This is a genomic window from Microbulbifer aggregans (genome assembly GCF_001750105.1).
GTDB classification, from domain to species: Bacteria; Pseudomonadota; Gammaproteobacteria; order Pseudomonadales; family Cellvibrionaceae; genus Microbulbifer; species Microbulbifer aggregans.
This window is the reverse complement of record NZ_CP014143.1, coordinates 1,498,343-1,515,733: the sequence shown is the minus strand read 5'-3', so window position 1 is coordinate 1,515,733 and position 17,391 is coordinate 1,498,343. Positions and strand designations below refer to the sequence as shown.

Annotated in this window: 17 protein-coding genes; 12 read left to right on the top strand and 5 right to left on the bottom strand. The window is 61.5% G+C overall.

The features are described from left to right. Positions 1-34: 34 nt before the first annotated feature. The 4 genes from AUP74_RS06550 to AUP74_RS06535 form a co-directional block, all read right to left on the bottom strand. On the bottom strand, positions 35-1,807 hold the full coding sequence (locus tag AUP74_RS06550) for an EAL domain-containing protein (RefSeq protein ID WP_069946884.1): 1,773 nt from the start codon (positions 1,805-1,807) through the stop codon (positions 35-37). 40 nt (positions 1,808-1,847) lie between these two features. After that, a complete protein-coding gene (locus AUP74_RS06545; RefSeq protein WP_069946883.1) occupies positions 1,848-2,426 on the bottom strand; it encodes a YajG family lipoprotein in 579 nt (192 codons plus the stop codon). 78 nt (positions 2,427-2,504) lie between these two features. Next, complete coding sequence (locus AUP74_RS06540) at positions 2,505-2,981, bottom strand: copper chaperone PCu(A)C (protein ID WP_069946882.1); 477 nt, start codon at positions 2,979-2,981, stop codon at positions 2,505-2,507. Positions 2,982-2,985: 4 nt separating this feature from the next. Further along, positions 2,986-3,717 (bottom strand): N-acetylglucosaminyltransferase, encoded by a 732-nt coding sequence (locus tag AUP74_RS06535; protein ID WP_145924335.1) that lies wholly within the window; start codon positions 3,715-3,717, stop codon positions 2,986-2,988. Between the two features lie 152 nt (positions 3,718-3,869). Here AUP74_RS06535 and AUP74_RS06530 point away from each other — a divergent pair, with 152 nt between their 5' ends. The 11 genes from AUP74_RS06530 to coq7 all read left to right on the top strand — a co-directional run bounded on the left by AUP74_RS06530 (position 3,870) and on the right by coq7 (position 15,923). After that, entirely contained in the window at positions 3,870-5,675 is a 1,806-nt protein-coding gene (locus tag AUP74_RS06530; RefSeq protein ID WP_069946880.1) for a protein-disulfide reductase DsbD family protein, read from the top strand. A 257-nt stretch (positions 5,676-5,932) separates the two neighbouring features. Further along, the gene (aroQ, locus tag AUP74_RS06525; RefSeq protein ID WP_069946879.1) at positions 5,933-6,388 is read left to right on the top strand and encodes a type II 3-dehydroquinate dehydratase; all 456 of its coding nucleotides are present in this window, start codon (positions 5,933-5,935) and stop codon (positions 6,386-6,388) included. Positions 6,389-6,416: 28 nt separating this feature from the next. After that, on the top strand, positions 6,417-6,884 hold the full coding sequence (gene accB, locus AUP74_RS06520; protein ID WP_069946878.1) for an acetyl-CoA carboxylase biotin carboxyl carrier protein: 468 nt from the start codon (positions 6,417-6,419) through the stop codon (positions 6,882-6,884). 15 nt (positions 6,885-6,899) lie between these two features. Further along, complete coding sequence (gene accC / locus AUP74_RS06515) at positions 6,900-8,240, top strand: acetyl-CoA carboxylase biotin carboxylase subunit (protein ID WP_069946877.1); 1,341 nt, start codon at positions 6,900-6,902, stop codon at positions 8,238-8,240. Positions 8,241-8,382: 142 nt separating this feature from the next. Continuing rightward, a complete protein-coding gene (gene prmA / locus AUP74_RS06510) occupies positions 8,383-9,264 on the top strand; it encodes a 50S ribosomal protein L11 methyltransferase (RefSeq protein ID WP_069946876.1) in 882 nt (293 codons plus the stop codon). Positions 9,265-9,362: 98 nt separating this feature from the next. Beyond that, positions 9,363-10,526: a DUF3426 domain-containing protein gene (locus tag AUP74_RS06505; protein ID WP_069946875.1), complete on the top strand. Its 1,164-nt coding sequence runs from the start codon at positions 9,363-9,365 to the stop codon at positions 10,524-10,526. 191 nt (positions 10,527-10,717) lie between these two features. Then, on the top strand, positions 10,718-11,716 hold the full coding sequence (dusB, locus tag AUP74_RS06500; protein WP_145924334.1) for a tRNA dihydrouridine synthase DusB: 999 nt from the start codon (positions 10,718-10,720) through the stop codon (positions 11,714-11,716). After that, positions 11,713-12,021, top strand: coding sequence for a DNA-binding transcriptional regulator Fis (fis, locus tag AUP74_RS06495; protein ID WP_067084131.1), 309 nt, complete (start codon positions 11,713-11,715; stop codon positions 12,019-12,021). Before dusB ends, fis begins: the two co-directional genes overlap by 4 nt. 219 nt (positions 12,022-12,240) lie before the next feature. Continuing rightward, entirely contained in the window at positions 12,241-13,812 is a 1,572-nt protein-coding gene (purH, locus tag AUP74_RS06490) for a bifunctional phosphoribosylaminoimidazolecarboxamide formyltransferase/IMP cyclohydrolase (RefSeq protein WP_069946874.1), read from the top strand. A 113-nt stretch (positions 13,813-13,925) separates the two neighbouring features. Further along, positions 13,926-15,212, top strand: a complete 1,287-nt coding sequence (purD, locus tag AUP74_RS06485) for a phosphoribosylamine--glycine ligase (protein ID WP_069946873.1) — start codon at positions 13,926-13,928, stop codon at positions 15,210-15,212. Positions 15,213-15,278: 66 nt separating this feature from the next. After that, the gene (gene coq7 / locus AUP74_RS06480; protein WP_069946872.1) at positions 15,279-15,923 is read left to right on the top strand and encodes a 2-polyprenyl-3-methyl-6-methoxy-1,4-benzoquinone monooxygenase; all 645 of its coding nucleotides are present in this window, start codon (positions 15,279-15,281) and stop codon (positions 15,921-15,923) included. 53 nt (positions 15,924-15,976) lie between these two features. Here the strand turns inward: coq7 and AUP74_RS06475 are convergent, their stop codons facing one another. Continuing rightward, entirely contained in the window at positions 15,977-16,384 is a 408-nt protein-coding gene (locus AUP74_RS06475) for an OsmC family protein (protein ID WP_069946871.1), read from the bottom strand. A 325-nt stretch (positions 16,385-16,709) separates the two neighbouring features. Here AUP74_RS06475 and crp point away from each other — a divergent pair, with 325 nt between their 5' ends. Continuing rightward, entirely contained in the window at positions 16,710-17,345 is a 636-nt protein-coding gene (gene crp, locus AUP74_RS06470) for a cAMP-activated global transcriptional regulator CRP (protein WP_067084141.1), read from the top strand. Positions 17,346-17,391 lie beyond the last annotated feature (46 nt).

Sequence of the window (17,391 nt, the reverse complement as noted above, 5' to 3'; positions counted from 1 at the left end):
GTTCTCCGTAAACCCAGCTTTCGATTCGGGCGCCTCAGGCGCCCTCTCCCTCCAGCATGGGAAGGTCGGTCGCCGCGGCGATACCAAACCCCTGGGCGAAATCCACCCCGAGTAGCCGAAGCTGCCCGATCAATTCCGGGGTCTCGGCGTACTCGGCGATCGTGCTGATACCCATGGACTTCGCCAGGTGATTGACGGTACTGACAATAGCGCTGTCGATTTCGTCGTCGAGCATGTTGCGCACGAAGCTGCCATCGATCTTGAGGAAATCCACCGGGAGCTGGCGCAGGTAGGCGAGCGACGACGCACCACGCCCGAAGTCATCCAGTGCAAAGGTACATCCCGCCGCACGCAACTTGTGAATGAATACCAGCGCCCGCTCCAGATTGTTGATGGCACTGGTCTCGGTAATCTCGAACTGCACTCGGGAGGGAGGCACCCCGGCCTCTGTGAGCGCTTCCAGCACAAAGTCGGCAAAGAACTCGTCGCCGAGACTCAGGCCGGAGATATTGATGGCGTAGCTGTGCCCGGTCAGACCGTGGCGCTGCTCCACTGCCATGTAGTCGAAAATCCGGCGGATCACCCAGCGATCCACCTCTTCGATCAGTCCATAGCGCTCTGCCGCGGGCAGAAAATCCCCCGGAGAAATCACATCGCCATCGCGCCCGCGCATCCGCACCAGCACCTCATAGTGGTGCAGCCGGTCTTCATGCTGCAAAGCCACCACCGGCTGCCGATACAGCAACAGTCGCTCCTCACGTAACGCCGCGTGAATCTCGGCCACCCAGGTACTCTGCCGGCGCTTTTCCAGCACCCGGCGCGAATCGCTGAACAGTTTGACCCGGTTGCGCCCCTGCTCCCGAGCCGCACAGCAGGCGTCGTTGGCAGAGGCCAGCAGCTGACCGGCAGGAGGCGAGGCGCGATCGACGGCCACGGCACCGATGGAGATGGCGACGCGGCTTTCACGGCCGTCCCAGGTAAAGACAAAGCCCTGCACTGCCTCCCGCAGTCGTACCACCACGCGCCGGGCTTCCTCGATGGTGCAGTCGCGCAACAGGACCGCGAATTCATCGCTGCCTACCCGGGCAAACACATCTTCAGGGGACAGGCTCTGGCGCAGCTGATCCGCCAGCTGGCGAATCAGCTGATCACCCGCGGCGTAACCCAGCGTGTCATTCACGACCTTGAACTGGTAGATATCGAGATACAGCAGCACATGGTGCTGCCGCCGGTCCTTACAGTTTGCGAGCGCACGCTGGAGTTCGCTCTCAAAGTACTGGCGGTTGGGGAGGTGGGTGAGGCTGTCGTGGCTGGATTGCCAGCTGATACGGGAAAACAGGCGGCGCTCTTCGGAGACTTCGCGCATCACCACCACAAACCCGGTGACCTCACCTTCGGCGCGTACCGTCTGCACCTGCACCGACACCTCGAGCAATACCTCACCGAGGTCATCGGTGCGTGGGATGGCGGCGATGAATTCCCGCCCGTCGGCGAGGGCTCCCCCCTCGCGGTCACCGCTGCCGGCGAGCAACGGTGGCAGCGGTTTGCCCTCGGTGTCAGCCAGCTTCAGGCCGTCGTCGAGAAAGCGCCCCGGCTTCAGGGCCAGGGCGCCGCCGATCAACTCACCGGCCAGGGGATTACAGTAAGTCACCCTGCCGGCGGCGTCGGTGACGATCACGCCGTCAGCCACCTCCGCCAGAGCCACCTCGGCCGCACCCGGCAGCAGGTGCGGTATCCGCTCCGATCCAGCGGAAAGCTCTGACAGTGCCCCCAGGGGCTCTGTCGACTCGGGATCGAATTCAGTCACGACGACGCATTCCGTTTACTGTCCGACTTCTGCCAAAGCATCAGAGATTGGCTTGCAGGAACATCTTCAGCTTTTCATCCTCAAACGCACGCTGCAGCGTGGCGCTGAGCAACTGGTTCAAGCGGGCTTCCACTTCTTCCTTGCTGGGTTTGATCAGGTTGCGATCTTTGCCGCTGGAACGGTAGGTGCCAAAGTAAGTGGCGCCGCCAATCCTGACCTCCAGCTGGATCTGTGCCTCACTGTCCACCTTGCTGGTGTAGAGCTTATTGGGACTGTCGTATTTCAGCCCAGTCAGGTTTGCGACCACCTGCACCCGCGCTGAAGGATCTGCAGCAGGGACCGTGCGGAAACCCCACTCGGCAAAGCCCTCGGCCAGGGTCTCGGCGAGTGCATCCTCGACATTATTGGCGAGCCGGACATTGGAGCTATCGGCATAAATCCCGCCGAGGGAACCGAGTCCGCCGCCGGGCAGCTTATTGCCTCCGCGCACACTGAGCGTATAGCCGCTGCCAATCACACTGGGAGCCACTTCCACTTGCGGTCGCACCTGAATCTGAATCGGGCTGTGTGCACAGGCGACCAGGGTGCAGAGGCCCAAAATCATGAACAACTTCTTCACGGTATCCTCCGTTGTGTTATTTCCATAGCTGAGAGCAGGTTCGTTGCTTGCGAACCACAAAAGTTCAGTCGAACTGGTTTATCCGTGCTGGTGATGATGATGGTGCTCGCTATCCGCCTGCAAGCCCCGCACCGGCAGGACCACCTCGCGGATCTCACCATTGGCAAAAAGCAGACGCAGTGACAAATTGTCACCGGCTCGCAGTTTCACGCCTTCCAGCATTACGTGCAGGCCGCCCGGCGCCATCTTTACTGATTGGCCGGCGGGGATGGCCAGCGCCTCCACGGGACGCATACGACTGATACCATCCCGCTCCACGGTAGTGTGCAGACTCGCCAGAGCCTGCGCCGATTGGGCGATTTCGACTCCGGTCAGACTACGCCCCTCCCGGGCGTGGTTTTTCAGTTCCAGATAGGCTGCGCTGGTCGACAGCCCGGGCAGGGTTTCACGAACAAACCCACCGATCTCCAGGGCAGTCCCCTGGGCAAAAGTGACACCCGCAGTGGCGAGTAACAAGGCCGCCGCTATCAGCCCTTTATTGACCACAGTTTTCATATTGTCAGGTCCCGTCCGTTTTCATCAGGATCAGTCGCGGGGACGCGCCGAGTTTGATGTCCCCGCGCACGCGATAGCCCATGACAGCTTCCCGTAACTGCTGGTAGATCCAGCGTCCCTCCGCGTCATTTCGCGCAACAATGAGTACCCGCAGATCCTCCCGACGAATCCGCTCTGCAACCTCTTTTAGCAGCGCCGTGACCGCTGCATTACGGGAGGAAAGCGAAGCCTCCGGGAGAGAAATATTCTCCCCCTCAGGGAGATCCGCGCTCGCGCGACTGCGCTCCTGCGCCAGCTGTGTGCGCACCTCGGCGACCAGGGGATTACCCGGTGCCAGCTCATCCGCACGGTTCAGAAAACTGTTTACTTCCGCAAATGAACGGCGCCGCAAAGCCTCCCGGGCGCGCTCCACGAACTCGATGATGATGGTCTGAATGCCCGTGGCAGCCTGCGTATTATCGGGATCCAGCTGGCGCACACGCAGGTAGTAGTCGTAAGCGCTGGCACCGGCAGGCTGGGTCAGGAACCCCTCACGCTGTGCAGCTTCGGCACGCTGCAGAAAGTAAGCGACATTGCGCTGGCGGATCTCTTCCGGCGACGGGCGGGGAGGTTCAACCTTCTCTGGCAGCGGCACCGCTCTCGGGGCCGGCACTGGCGGAGTGGTAACACAGCCAGCCAGCAGCAAGGCGGCCAGCACCAACCCGATCCTGCGACAGGAGAGCAGTTCTGAAAACACCGTCGACTCCACTGTTGTTTTTCCCACCCGCTATGACCACTATACTGCCGTGCTCGCACGACAGTGAACTGACCGTCCACCATGCAGTCTGAATGACTTGGTGGCCCCGGTTACCAGACTATTTGACCCGAATATAAAGAATTTATACCCCGATGGCTGTGACAAGCGACAGTTTCCGCAAAATTTTCCTGATCCTGGCAGCCGTCCTGGCCCTGGCCACTCATCCCGCCTCGGCTCAGTCGCCTTTCGGCAGTGATCCCCTTGGGGCCGCACAGGACACTGAGTTCCTGCCGGTGGATGATGCCTACCAGCAGGACTTCCTGTTTCTCGAAAGCGGAACCAGCGTCATATTCCAGATAGCGCCTGAGTACTATCTGTATCGCGACAAGCTCGCACTCTTCCAGGTGGATGGCGACAGCAAGACCCCGCTGCCGCTGGAGATCCCCGAAGGCGAGGTCATCTGGGATGATTATTTCGAGAAAGAGACCGAGGTCTACCGGCTGCAACTGGAAATCCCTCTCGCGACTTCCGGCCAGGAGCGGATGAAGCTGGAGGTACACTACCAGGGCTGCGCCGATGCAGGGCTCTGCTACCCGCCACAGATTCGCCAATTCGACCTGGACCTGGCCCAAGGCGTGGCCACACCGATCGCGCCCGCAGCCCCGACGCCGCTGAACTCGGCCACCCCCACGGCCAGCGCGAGCGAGAGCGCCACCCTTGGACTCCCACTGGCGATACTGCTGGCATTTCTCGGCGGCATGGTCCTGAACTTCATGCCCTGTGTGTTCCCGGTACTGTCCATCAAACTGCTGTCCATTACCCAGGCCAACCAGCACAGCCACGAGCGTCACTGGCACGGCTGGGCCTATAGCGCGGGAGTGATCGCCAGCTTTGTCGCTATCGCTGCTGTAATGCTCATGCTGCGAGCCGGTGGCGAAGCGGTGGGCTGGGGCTTCCAGCTGCAGTCACCGGCAATGGTGGCCGGCCTCGCGTACCTATTCTTTATCATGGGGCTCAGCCTTTCCGGCCTCACCGAGATCGGCGGCCGCCTGATGGGGCTCGGCCAGGGCATCGGCAACCCACGCCAGCTGCGCGGCTCGCTCGCCACCGGTGCCCTTGCAACCCTGGTCGCCAGCCCCTGCACCGCACCGCTGATGGGTTCTGCGTTGGGCTTTGCCGTCACCCAGCCTGCGGCTATCGCTCTGCTCGTATTTGCCGCATTGGGCGCCGGTATGGCAGCCCCCTTCTTGCTGCTGACCTACGCCCCCGGACTGATCGACCGGTTGCCCCGCCCGGGGCCGTGGATGGATCGCCTCAAACAATTGCTGGCGTTCCCCATGTACCTGACCGCTGTATGGTTGCTTTGGGTGCTGGGGCGGCAGAGTGGCAGTGATGGTGTTGCCCTGGTACTGGCAGGTGCGGTCGCCATCGCCTTTGCCCTGTGGCTGTGGCCGCGCCCGCAGTGGCGATGGGGCAGCGGCAGCCTGGCACTGATCGCCTTCGCCGGCGCCCTGTTGCTGCTGCCGCGACTCGAGACGACGCCAGGCGCAAGCAGCGCCGCAGCCGCATCCGACTACTGGCAGCCATACTCTCCCGAGCGCCTGGCCGAAGCCCGCAATGAAGGCAGACCGGTGTTGATCAATATGACCGCTGCCTGGTGCATCACCTGCCTGGCCAATGAAAAGGTCGTACTTTCCAGTGACTCGGTCGCAGAGGCGGTCTCCTCTCTCGAGGTTGTGGCCCTGAAGGGCGACTGGACCAACCAGGATCCGCGGATTACTGAGTTGCTCGCCCGCTACGGCCGCACCAGCGTCCCCCTCTACCTGGTCTATCCTGCTGACGGTGGCGAAGCCCGCATCCTTCCCCAGGTGCTCACCCGTGACGGCCTGATCACTGAACTGCAAGCGGCTGCCGCCCCCGAGGCAGGGGCCGCCATCGCCGCCGAGGCGTCCCGCTGACGACCAAACCCAGCTGACCATGGATTCGGGCAAAAAAGACAACCCCAAGGGCTTTCTTGCCTCAAAAAGCGAAGAAAAGCGGGGCAACTGCGCCTAACGTCGCTTCTTGACTGATCGGCCATGGACACAAGGTCACTTTTCCGGCACACTCGCCAGAATTTCGGGGCAAGTTGGTCTAATGTGTGACTTTGTCCGCAAGATTGCCGACATTCCCCACCATTTTGTGACTGAATCACGCTTTTCCTTCAGAGCTATTCATGGCGAAACTTCTGCTGTTGCACGGCCCGAATCTCAACATGCTCGGCACACGCGAGCCGGAGATCTATGGCGCAACCACCCTGGCGGAGATCGACCGGGAGGCCCGCGGCCTGTGCGAGAACGCCGGCCACCAGCTGGACGCGTTTCAGAGCAACAGCGAGGGCGCCCTGGTCGACCGCATTCAGGCGGCCGGCAAGGAGGGCATTGATTTCATCGTGATCAACCCCGCCGCCTACACCCACACCAGTGTGGCCCTGCGCGATGCGCTGGCGGCGGTAGCGATTCCCTTTATCGAGCTGCACCTGTCGAACCCGCACGCGCGGGAGGCATTCCGACACCGCTCATATCTTTCAGACCTTGCCCGCGGTGTCATCTGCGGGTTCGGCGCACACAGTTATACCCTGGCGTTGCAGGCGGCCATGCATCAGCTGGCATCGACGCCGGATCAATCCTGACGTGAAAAAACACTACGAGTGAAGACCTATGGATATCCGCAAGATCAAAAAACTGATTGAACTGCTTGAAGAGTCCGACATCGGCGAACTGGAGATCAAGGAGGGCGAAGAGTCCGTCCGTATCAGTCGCGGTGTGAGCGGTGCGGTTCAGGCTGCGGCCGCGATGGCACCGATGCCGGCACCCGCCGCAGCGCCGGCACCAGCAGCACCGGCCCCCGCAGCGCCGGCTGCCCAGGCGGAGGAATCAGTTCCCGCGCTCACCGGACATGCAGTCAAGTCCCCCATGGTTGGCACTTTCTATGCCGCTTCCAGTCCCGGCGCCGAGCCCTTCGTCAAAGTGGGCCAGCAGGTCAAAGTGGGCGATGTGATCTGTATCGTCGAGGCCATGAAGATGATGAACCAGATCGAGGCCGACAAGGCCGGTACTATCGAGAGCATCCTGGTGGAAGACGGACAGCCGGTGGAGTTTGACCAGCCGCTCGTGACCATCGTCTGAGCGGGGTGAATCGGCATGTTTGATAAAGTACTGATCGCCAATCGCGGCGAAATCGCCCTGCGCGTACTCCGCGCTTGTAAAGAGATGGGTATCGCCACGGTCGCCGTCCACTCTCAGGTGGACCGGGACCTGAAACATGTGCGTCTCGCCGACGAGGCCGTGTGCATCGGCCCCAACCCGTCGCCGCAGAGCTACCTGAACATTCCCGCCATCATCTCCGCGATGGAGATCACCGACTCGGTTGCCGTCCACCCGGGCTATGGCTTCCTGGCGGAAAATGCGGACTTCGCAGAGCAGGTGCAGAAGAGCGGTTTCACCTTTATCGGGCCTGATGCGGATGTGATCCGCCTGATGGGTGACAAGGTGTCCGCCATCGCCGCCATGAAAAAAGCCGGCGTACCCACCGTGCCGGGCTCCGATGGCCCACTGCCCGCGAACGGCGAGCGCTGCCTGGAAATCGGCCGCAAGGTCGGCTACCCGGTGATCATCAAGGCCGCAGCCGGTGGCGGTGGCCGCGGCATGCGTGTAGTCCACACCGAGGCGGCGCTGCTGAACGCCATCTCCGTGACCAAGTCCGAAGCCAAGGCCGCCTTTGGCGATGATACGGTCTACATGGAGAAATTCCTGCAGAACCCGCGCCATGTGGAAATCCAGGTGATGTCTGATGGCCAGGGCAACGCCATTCATCTGGGCGACCGCGACTGCTCTTTGCAGCGCCGTCACCAGAAGGTTCTGGAGGAGGCGCCAGCCCCGGGCATTCCGGACAAGGTGCGCCAGGATGTCTATGAAGCCTGTGTCCAGGCCTGTATCGAGATCGGCTACCGGGGCGCTGGCACCTTCGAGTTCCTGTACGAGGATGAGCGCTTCTACTTCATCGAGATGAATACCCGCATCCAGGTGGAGCACCCCGTCAGTGAGATGGTGACCGGAGTGGACCTGATCAAGGAACAGATTCGTGTCTGTGCGGGCGAGAAGCTATCCCTCAAGCAGGAAGACATCGTCATCCGCGGCCACTCCTTCGAGTGCCGTATTAATGCCGAGGACCCGAAGACCTTCTTCCCCAGTCCGGGCAAGGTGAATAACTTCCACGCCCCCGGTGGGCTCGGTGTGCGGGTGGACTCCCATCTGTACTCCGGCTACTCGGTGCCACCCAATTACGACTCCATGATCGCCAAGGTGATCACTCACGCGCAGACTCGTGAAGCGGCACTGGCGCGCATGCGCGTCGCCCTGTCGGAACTGATCGTCGACGGCATCAAGACCAACATCCCCCTGCAGGTGGATCTGGTCAACGACGCTGCCTTCGCCCAGGGCGGAGTGAACATTCACTATCTCGAGAAAAAACTGGGCCTGTAACCGGCCCGCGGGCGCCGGCAACGGCGCCCTTGCTCCCAACCCCCACACGCCTTACCTTTGCAGCCTGCGTCCTACCCGCCAGGCGCCAGCCCGCACCCGGCGGTCGTTGACCCCAGCCCTACCCCATAGTGGAGAAGTACCCATGCCCTGGTTGCAACTGCGTGTAGACACCGACCGCGAACAGGCGGAACGCATCGAAGATGCCCTGCTCTTTGCCGGCGCCGTGTCTGTCACCCTACAGGACAATGCCGACCAGCCCATTCTGGAACCCGGGCTCGGTGAAGTACCGCTGTGGGACCAGACCCGGGTCACGGGGCTGTTCGATGCCGAAGTAGATACCGCCGTCACCGAAGCCAAGGCCGCGTCCTTCCTGTGCGAACTGCTGCCCAATGCGCGCTGGGAGCAACTGGAGGATAAGGACTGGGAGCGGGAGTGGATGTCCCACTACAAGCCGATCCAGTGCGGGGAGCAGCTGTGGATCTGCCCCAGCTGGTGCGAACCGCCGCAACCGGACGCGGTGAACCTGATGCTGGACCCCGGACTGGCCTTTGGCACCGGCACCCACCCGACGACGTTCCTCTGCCTGCAGTGGCTCTCCCGGGAGCCCGTTGAGGGCAAGAGCGCGATCGACTTCGGCTGCGGCTCGGGCATCCTCGGTATTGCCGCCCTGCTGCTCGGAGCCAGCGCGGCGCGAGGAACGGATATCGACCCCCAGGCGCTGCTGGCAAGCCGCGAAAATGCCGCCCGTAACGGCGTCGCTCCGGAGCGCTTCCCGGTCTACCTGCCGGAACAGATGCCCGACGAGCCCGCGGACATCATGCTGGCAAACATTCTCGCCGGCCCACTGGTTGAACTGGCGCCACACCTGTTGGCCCTTACCCGGGTCGGCGGACGCCTCTGTCTGTCCGGTGTTCTGGCCTCCCAGGCAGATCAGGTGCGGGCAGCCTATGAAAAGCAGGTAGAGTTTGATCCGGTTGCCTGCAAAGATGACTGGGTCTGCCTGTCCGGTACCCGGGTGCGCTAGCCGCAGCATGGTGAGCGCTTACACGCGCTCACACGCACTTACATCGCCGGGTAACGGACTGATAAACTTGGCCATCGCCCAAAGGTCGTCAAACTTTCATGTCGCAACTGGTTACCCGCTGCCCCCACTGCAGCACCTCTTTTCACGTCAATGAAGAACAGCTGCGTGCAGCCCGCGGCGCCGTTCGCTGCGGCTCCTGCCTGCAGGTATTCCGCGCGGATGAAAATATCGTTTTCAGCGAGAGCAGCCCCGGAGCCCAGAAGGACCTGGAGGCACTGCTCGAGGACGACGACTTCCTGATCCACGACGACATCGAACTGGACGGTGAGGACGACGAGCCAACGCCCCCCACCATGCCCACCGAGCCAGAACCCGGCGAAACAGAGGAGAACGACGGACCACTGATCGCCGACGCCTTCGGTGACGCCCATTGGCGGGAGTTCTCCCACGCGCCCGCGGACGATCGGCAGAAAACCGAGGACAGTGAGGACGATGACCCGGGCTTCCTGTTGTCCGATGATGATGAGAGGGACGACCCCTGGGGCGAGCCCCTCGATGATTTACCGCGCACCCGGCAGGCTCGCGGCCCCCATCACAAGCCTGCGGAGCGAGATCCTTTCTCGGAGCGCCTGCACGAGATCGAATCCCATGCCGAGGCCACTGCGCGTGGATCGGAGAGCGAATCTGAAGCCATTCACGCGAGACCGCAGCGGGAACAACTGATTTCCTCCATTGAGCCGGCACCCCTGGAGGTGCGCTGGCAGCCGGAGCGGGACCGCCGCGTCCCGAGCTGGCTCTGGTGGCTGCTGGCCCTGCTGTTGGCTGCCACGCTGCTGGCCCAGCTGGCCTTCTTCCGCTTCGATACCCTGAGCAAGCGGGAGCCCTGGCGGGCGCTTTACAGCCAGCTGTGCCCGCAACTCGGCTGCGAGCTTCCCGAACTGGTGGATACCGGGGCAATCCGCACATCCAACCTGGTGGTCCGCAGCCATTCTGAGCTCGAGGGTGCGCTGGTGGTGGATGCCGTACTTCTCAACACCGCGGATTTCGACCAGCCCTTCCCGGCCCTGCTACTCACATTCAGCGACCTCAAGGACCGCCCCGTGGCGAGCCGCATATTCAGCCCGCGAGATTACCTCCAGGGAGAACTGGCCGGTCGCAAGCAGATGCCGACTGGAAGCCCCGTCCATATCGGGCTGGAGATCGTGGATCCGGGCCCGGAAGCAGTCAACTACCAGCTGCAGATTGCGCCGTCGGAACAGTGAAAAGCACGCAGCTTCGGCGCATTTTTCAACAAAAGCTGCGCAATACTCGCTCTAAACGCGCAACAGGCAACCAGATTGCGCGCTTTTTCGCTTTTCCATTCGCAGAGCAGCCGCTATCATAGGCCGCTCTTTGTTCGAGCCATCCCCTGCGGGAGTGCGGCTCCTTTGGCGTCAAATCCGCGGAGCGAGTCGTGTCCAGCAACATTGCCATCGGCCCCTATGCTATCGGCAACCCGGTAATCCTGGCCCCCATGGCCGGCGTTACAGACCGCCCCTTTCGGCAGCTGTGCCGGAAACTTGGCGCCGGGCTGGTGGTGTCGGAGATGGTGACTTCGGATACCCGCCTGTGGAACAGCCGCAAGTCTCGGTTTCGACTGGACCACAGCGGAGAAACTGCGCCCATTTCGGTGCAGATCGCCGGTGGCGACCCGGAGATGATGGCAAACGCAGCGCAGGAAAACGTGCGCCGCGGCGCCCAGATTATCGACATCAACATGGGCTGCCCGGCAAAGAAGGTTTGCAAGAAAGCGGCGGGCTCGGCCCTGCTGCGGGACGAAAAATTGGTCGCGGATATTCTGGAAGCCGTGGTCCAATCCGTCTCAGTACCAGTGACGCTGAAAATCCGCACCGGCTGGTGTCCGGAAAGCAAAAACGGCGTCACGGTGGCCAGAATGGCGGAGGACATCGGAATCTCAGCACTGGCGGTACACGGGCGCACACGGGCCTGTGGCTACCACGGTCAGGCTGAATTCGATACCATTGCCGACATCGTATCCAGGGTGAAGATTCCAGTTTTCGCCAATGGTGACATCACCGGACCAGAACGGGCGCGAGAAGTGCTCGACTATACCGGTGCCGCTGCAGTCATGATCGGCCGTGCAGCACAGGGACGGCCATGGATCTTTCGGGAGATAGCCCACTACCTCGCCACCGGCGAGCGGCTGCCCGAACCCTCACTGGAAGAAGTCAGGGATATTTTGCTCGCCCACTTGGGCGAATTGCACCGTTTCTACGGTGAAGTGATGGGGGTCCGTATCGCCCGGAAGCACGTCGGGTGGTACCTGAAGACACTCGCGGGGAGCGAGTCCTTTCGCAAGACCTTTCTCCAATTGGATTGCGCAGAAGCACAACATGCCAGCGTTCATACCTGGTTTGAACGCCGAATAAATAGAGGGGCAAAAGCGGCATGAATAACGAAGCACTGATTCCGGACGCCAACAGCGAAGAGGCGTCTACCGGGGGACAGACTCAACTGGCACAGCCTCAGCAGCAGTCGCTGCGCGATGCGGTTGAGCAGGCGATGGAAAATTACTTTCGCCACCTGGATGGCCAGATGGTGACTGATGTTTACGACATGGTTCTGTCTGAAATCGAAGCGCCCATGCTGGAAGTGGTGATGAAATACACCCGCCACAACCAGACGCGCGCTGCGCAGCTGCTCGGTCTGAACCGCGGCACCCTGCGCAAGAAGCTGAAGCGCTACGGGCTGCTGTAAGCGCACGCGGCACTTACCGCCGAACACCATGAGGGGGGATGAGGTTACTCATCCCCCCTCGCTATTTGCTGGCGACAGGAATTTTGCCGCCAGCCGCTGCCGGCCAAGCCCTGTGATGCAAGTCCCGGGCATGCGGCTTTAGAACCCAGCAGCACCTCTTCTCTCTGCACTGCATCAGAGAAAGCTACCCTTTTCAGAAACCCAAATGGACCAAGTGCTATGACTGACAAGGTTGCGATTCGCCGCGCGCTGATCAGCGTTTCGGATAAAAACGGAATCGTGGAATTCGCCCGGGAGCTCTCCGCCATGGGCGTGGAAATCCTCTCCACCGGCGGCACGCACCGCCAGCTCAAGGAAGCCGGCATTCCGGTCGTGGAAGTCTCCGACTACACCGGTTTCCCCGAGATGATGGACGGGCGTGTAAAAACCCTGCACCCCAAGGTTCACGGCGGCATCCTCGGTCGCCGCGGCACTGATGACACGGTCATGTCAGAGCACGGCATTACCCCCATCGACATGGTAGTGGTGAACCTCTACCCCTTCGCCCAGACTGTGGCCAAGCCGGACTGCACCCTGCCCGACGCCATTGAGAACATCGATATCGGCGGCCCGACCATGGTCCGTGCCGCGGCGAAGAACCATAAGGACGTCGCCATCGTCGTTAATGCGTCTGACTACACCGGTATCATCGACGAGATGAAAACCAGTGATGGCGCCCTGAGCCAGGCCAGCCGCTTCGACCTGGCGGTAAAAGCCTTCGAGCACACCGCCGGCTACGACGGCGCCATCGCCAATTACCTGGGTGCGATCAAGGACGGTGAGAAGGAAGCATTCCCGCGCACCTTCAACAGCCAGTTCATCAAGAAACTGGATCTGCGCTACGGCGAGAACCCGCACCAGAAGTCCGCCTTCTACGTCGAGGCCAATCCCGCCGAAGCCAGCATCGCCACCGCCGAGCAAATCCAAGGCAAGGAACTCTCCTACAACAACATCGCCGACACCGATGCGGCGCTGGAGTGCGTCAAGGCCTTCAGCGATCCAGCGTGTGTGATCGTGAAGCACGCCAACCCCTGTGGTGTGGCCATCGCCGATACGATCGGTAAGGCCTACGACCTGGCCTTCGCCACCGATACCGAATCCGCTTTTGGCGGCATCATTGCCTTCAACCGCGAGCTGGACGGCGAGACTGCCAAGACCATCGTCGATCGCCAGTTCGTCGAGGTGATCATCGCCCCTTCGGTATCCGATGAGGCCCGCGCTGCCGTCGCTGAGAAGAAAAATGTACGCCTGCTGGTCTGCGGCCAGTGGAGCGATGAGCGCCAACCGGCCCTGGACTACAAGCGCGTCAACGGCGGCCTGCTGGTGCAGGATCGCGATGACGGCATCATCACCGCCTCAGATCTGAAGGTCGTGAGCAAGCGCCAGCCGACCGAGGAAGAAATCCGCGATCTGCTGTTCACCTGGAAAGTGGCCAAGTTCGTGAAATCGAACGCCATCGTCTACGGCAAGGACGGTCGCACCATCGGCGTGGGCGCGGGCCAGATGAGCCGCGTGAACTCAGCCCGTATCGCGGCCATCAAAGCCGAACACGCCGGCCTCGAGGTGAAGGGTTCCGTGATGGCTTCCGACGCCTTTTTCCCTTTCCGTGACGGCATCGACAACGCCGCTGCCGTGGGTATCAGCTGCGTGATCCAGCCCGGCGGCTCCATCCGCGACGAGGAAGTCATCGCCGCGGCCGACGAGCACGACATGGCCATGGTCTTCACCGGCATGCGGCATTTCCGCCACTGACCGGCACTTCTCGCAAGCCGGCCCCTCGGGCCGGCTTTTTCTTGCCCGCCCGGTTTCCGGGCTAGAATAGCGCATCTTTTGATTTTCAATGCCTTCAAGAGGGGGATCCCGGAATGAACATACTGGTTATTGGCGCCGGCGGCCGCGAGCACGCTTTAGCCTGGAAAGTGGCGCAGAACCCGGCAGTAAAGGCCGTGTTCGTCGCTCCGGGTAACGCAGGCACTGCCCGCGAGCCCAAGCTGCAGAACGTCGCCATCGGTGTGGACAACTTCTCTGCCCTGGCGGATTTCGCCGAAGCCAATAATGTCGAGCTGACCATCGTCGGGCCGGAAGCTCCGTTGGTGGACGGTATTGTCGACTTCTTTAATGGCCGCAGCCTGGCCATCTTCGGACCCAGCAAGGCCGCCTCACAGCTGGAGGGATCCAAGGCCTTTACCAAGGATTTCCTGCAGCGCCACAAGATCCCCACCGCCGATTACGGCAATTTCACCGAGATCGAGCCGGCGCTCGAGTTCATCCGCGAGAAAGGTGCCCCCATCGTGGTCAAGGCCGACGGTCTGGCCGCAGGCAAGGGCGTGATCGTTGCCGAGACCGAGGAACAGGCGGAGCTGGCCGTGCGCGACATGCTGTCCGGCAATGCTTTCGGCGACGCTGGCTGCCGCGTGGTGATCGAAGAGTTTCTGACCGGCGAGGAAGCCAGTTTTATCGTCATGGTGGATGGCGAGCACATTCTGCCCATGGCCACCAGCCAGGACCACAAAAGAGTTGGTGACGGCGATACCGGGCCGAATACCGGTGGCATGGGTGCCTATTCCCCCGCGCCGGTGGTCACACCGGACGTCTACGAACGCATCATGACCAAGGTAATCGAGCCAACCGTGAATGGACTCGCGTCCGAAGGTATGCCGTATACCGGGTTTCTCTATGCCGGCCTGATGATCGACAACGATGGCGAGCCACGAGTGATCGAATACAACTGCCGCTTTGGCGACCCGGAAACCCAGCCGATCATGATGCGGCTCAAGTCCGACCTGGTGAAACTGTGTCAGGCTGCACTGGACAAGAAGCTGGATCAGATCACCGCAGAGTGGGATTCACGTCCGGCCCTGGGTGTAGTGCTGGCCGCCAACGGCTACCCCGGCAGCTACCGCAAGGGTGACGCCATTTCCGGCCTGGATCGCGCCGACAGCGAGAATGCCAAAATCTTCCACGCCGGCACGGCGCTGGACGGTGAGCGCGTAGTCACCAGTGGCGGCCGCGTGCTCTGCGCCACCGCGCTTGGCGACACTGTCGCCGATGCGCAGGCCAACGCCTACCAGTGCGCCAAGGCCATTCACTGGGACGGTGTGTTCTACCGCAAGGATATTGGTTATCGTGCAGTGGAGCGGGAGCAATCCTGATCCGGTTGTGTGGGCGGCTCCCCGCCGCCCGCAAATCGAAAGATCACGAGCAGTGAGTATTGAACCATGAGTGAGCGCAGACTGACCGGTTTTGACCGGATGTTAATTCAGGCGGATCGCGCGTTGCGGACACTGAGCCCTGGCACCCCCAGCCATGGCCGCCCGTCCCCGGCCCGCAGTGAGGCCGAGACAGAATTGAGCGATGCCGAGCGCCGCCACGCGGCGGGTCTGATGCGCGTCAATCACAGTGGCGAAGTCTGCGCTCAGGCGCTCTACCAGGGGCAGGCCCTGACCGCCAAGCTACCGGAAGTCCGGGGAGAAATGGAACGCGCTGCGGACGAGGAAATCGACCATCTCGCCTGGTGCGACCAGCGTTTACGCGAACTGGACAGTCGACCCAGCCTCCTGAACCCCCTCTGGTACGGACTTTCCTTTGGCCTCGGTGCGGCAGCCGGAAAAATCAGCGACCGTATCAGCCTCGGTTTTGTTGCCGCCACGGAAGAGCAGGTATGCAAACACCTGGAGAGCCACCTGCAGCGCCTGCCGGAGCAGGACGCGAAAAGTCGCGCAGTGGTCGAACAGATGCGGATCGACGAAGAAGAGCACGGCCACGCCGCTCTGGATGCCGGAGGAACCCGCTTCCCGGCACCAATGAAAGGCCTGATGACACTGGTCTCCAAGATCATGACCAGTATCACTTATCGAATCTAAAGGTCCTCGAGGGGCGCTTGGCAGAGTCGACCAGCGCCCCACCTCTGATACTGTCAGATTTCCTCAATGCGGAAACGGTGCACAATTTCCACACCGGCATTGCGCAGCATGATAGAGGCAGAGCAGTATTTTTCCGCTGACAGTTCTACTGCGCGAGCCACCTGAGCCTCTTTGATGCCACGACCGCGGACTACGAATTCCATTTCGATGCGCTCGAACGGTGCTGGCACCGCGTCCGGGCGAACGCCCTCCAGCTCGCAGTGACAGGAAATCACGTCCTGACGGGCTTTCTTGAGGATGGAGACCACATCGTAGGAAGCACAACCTCCAACACCCAGCAGGATCATTTCCATCGGGCGGATACCGTTATCCTTCTCGCCGCCTTCCATCACCACGGAATTGCCACTACCGGCCTCGCCCACAAACATGAGACCGTCCACCCAGGTCACTTTCCCCTGCATACTTCCTCTCCTCACCATTGCAGTTGCTCATTTCACCTGCCCAATGCAGGCGGCGAAGCTTAGCACAGAAGCCCACAGCAACCTCCCGGCAACGGATTTCCGGTATAGTGGCTCAATCGCGTCACCAAAGGCCAAGCTCATGGCGCGTGTTTGAACTTTCCTCCGAACGGGAGGTCAATTGGCAGTGCCAGGGCGTAACAGGTCACACTGCGGCGCTTTACCGACCAAGACCCCTGTTGGGGGCGGGTTTTTCACGTCATAATCCGCATAGCGAATGCTTTCAGGTCTGGGTCGGACATAAGAGTGAACAATAAGGAGTAGATCCGTGACGGTTGCTACCGAAGAACCCCTATCCACCGGTAATATCGAGGACTTCCTCGCCCATTGCCATCGCCGCCGTTACCCGGCCAAGAGCACCATCATCTACGCTGGTGACCGATGCGAATCCCTCTATTTCATCATGCGTGGCTCGGTCACCGTATTGATCGAGGACGACGAGGGCCGCGAGATGATCGTCGCCTACCTGAACGACGGCGACTTCTTCGGCGAGATGGGCCTGTTCGATCAGGACACCCGCAGCGCCTGGGTCCGCACCAAGACGGAATGTGAAGTAGCGGAAATCTCCTACTCCAAGTTCCAGGAACTGAGCCGTCAACATCCGGAATTCCTGTTCGCCCTGGCCACCCAGATGGCCGGCCGACTGCGTAACACCACCCGCAAGGTGGGCGACCTGGCATTCCTTGACGTCACCGGCCGAGTCGCACGCACCCTGCTCGACCTGTGTAACGAGCCTGATGCCATGACCCACCCGGAAGGTATGCAGATCAAGATCACCCGCCAGGAAATCGGCCGTATCGTCGGCTGCTCCCGCGAGATGGTCGGCCGTGTACTGAAGACACTGGAAGAACAGGGGCTGGTGTCGGTGAAGGGCAAGACCATGGTGGTTTACGGCACACGCTGATGTGCCCAGTGTATGGGCACTAGCACGATACTCTGTGTTCAGCACA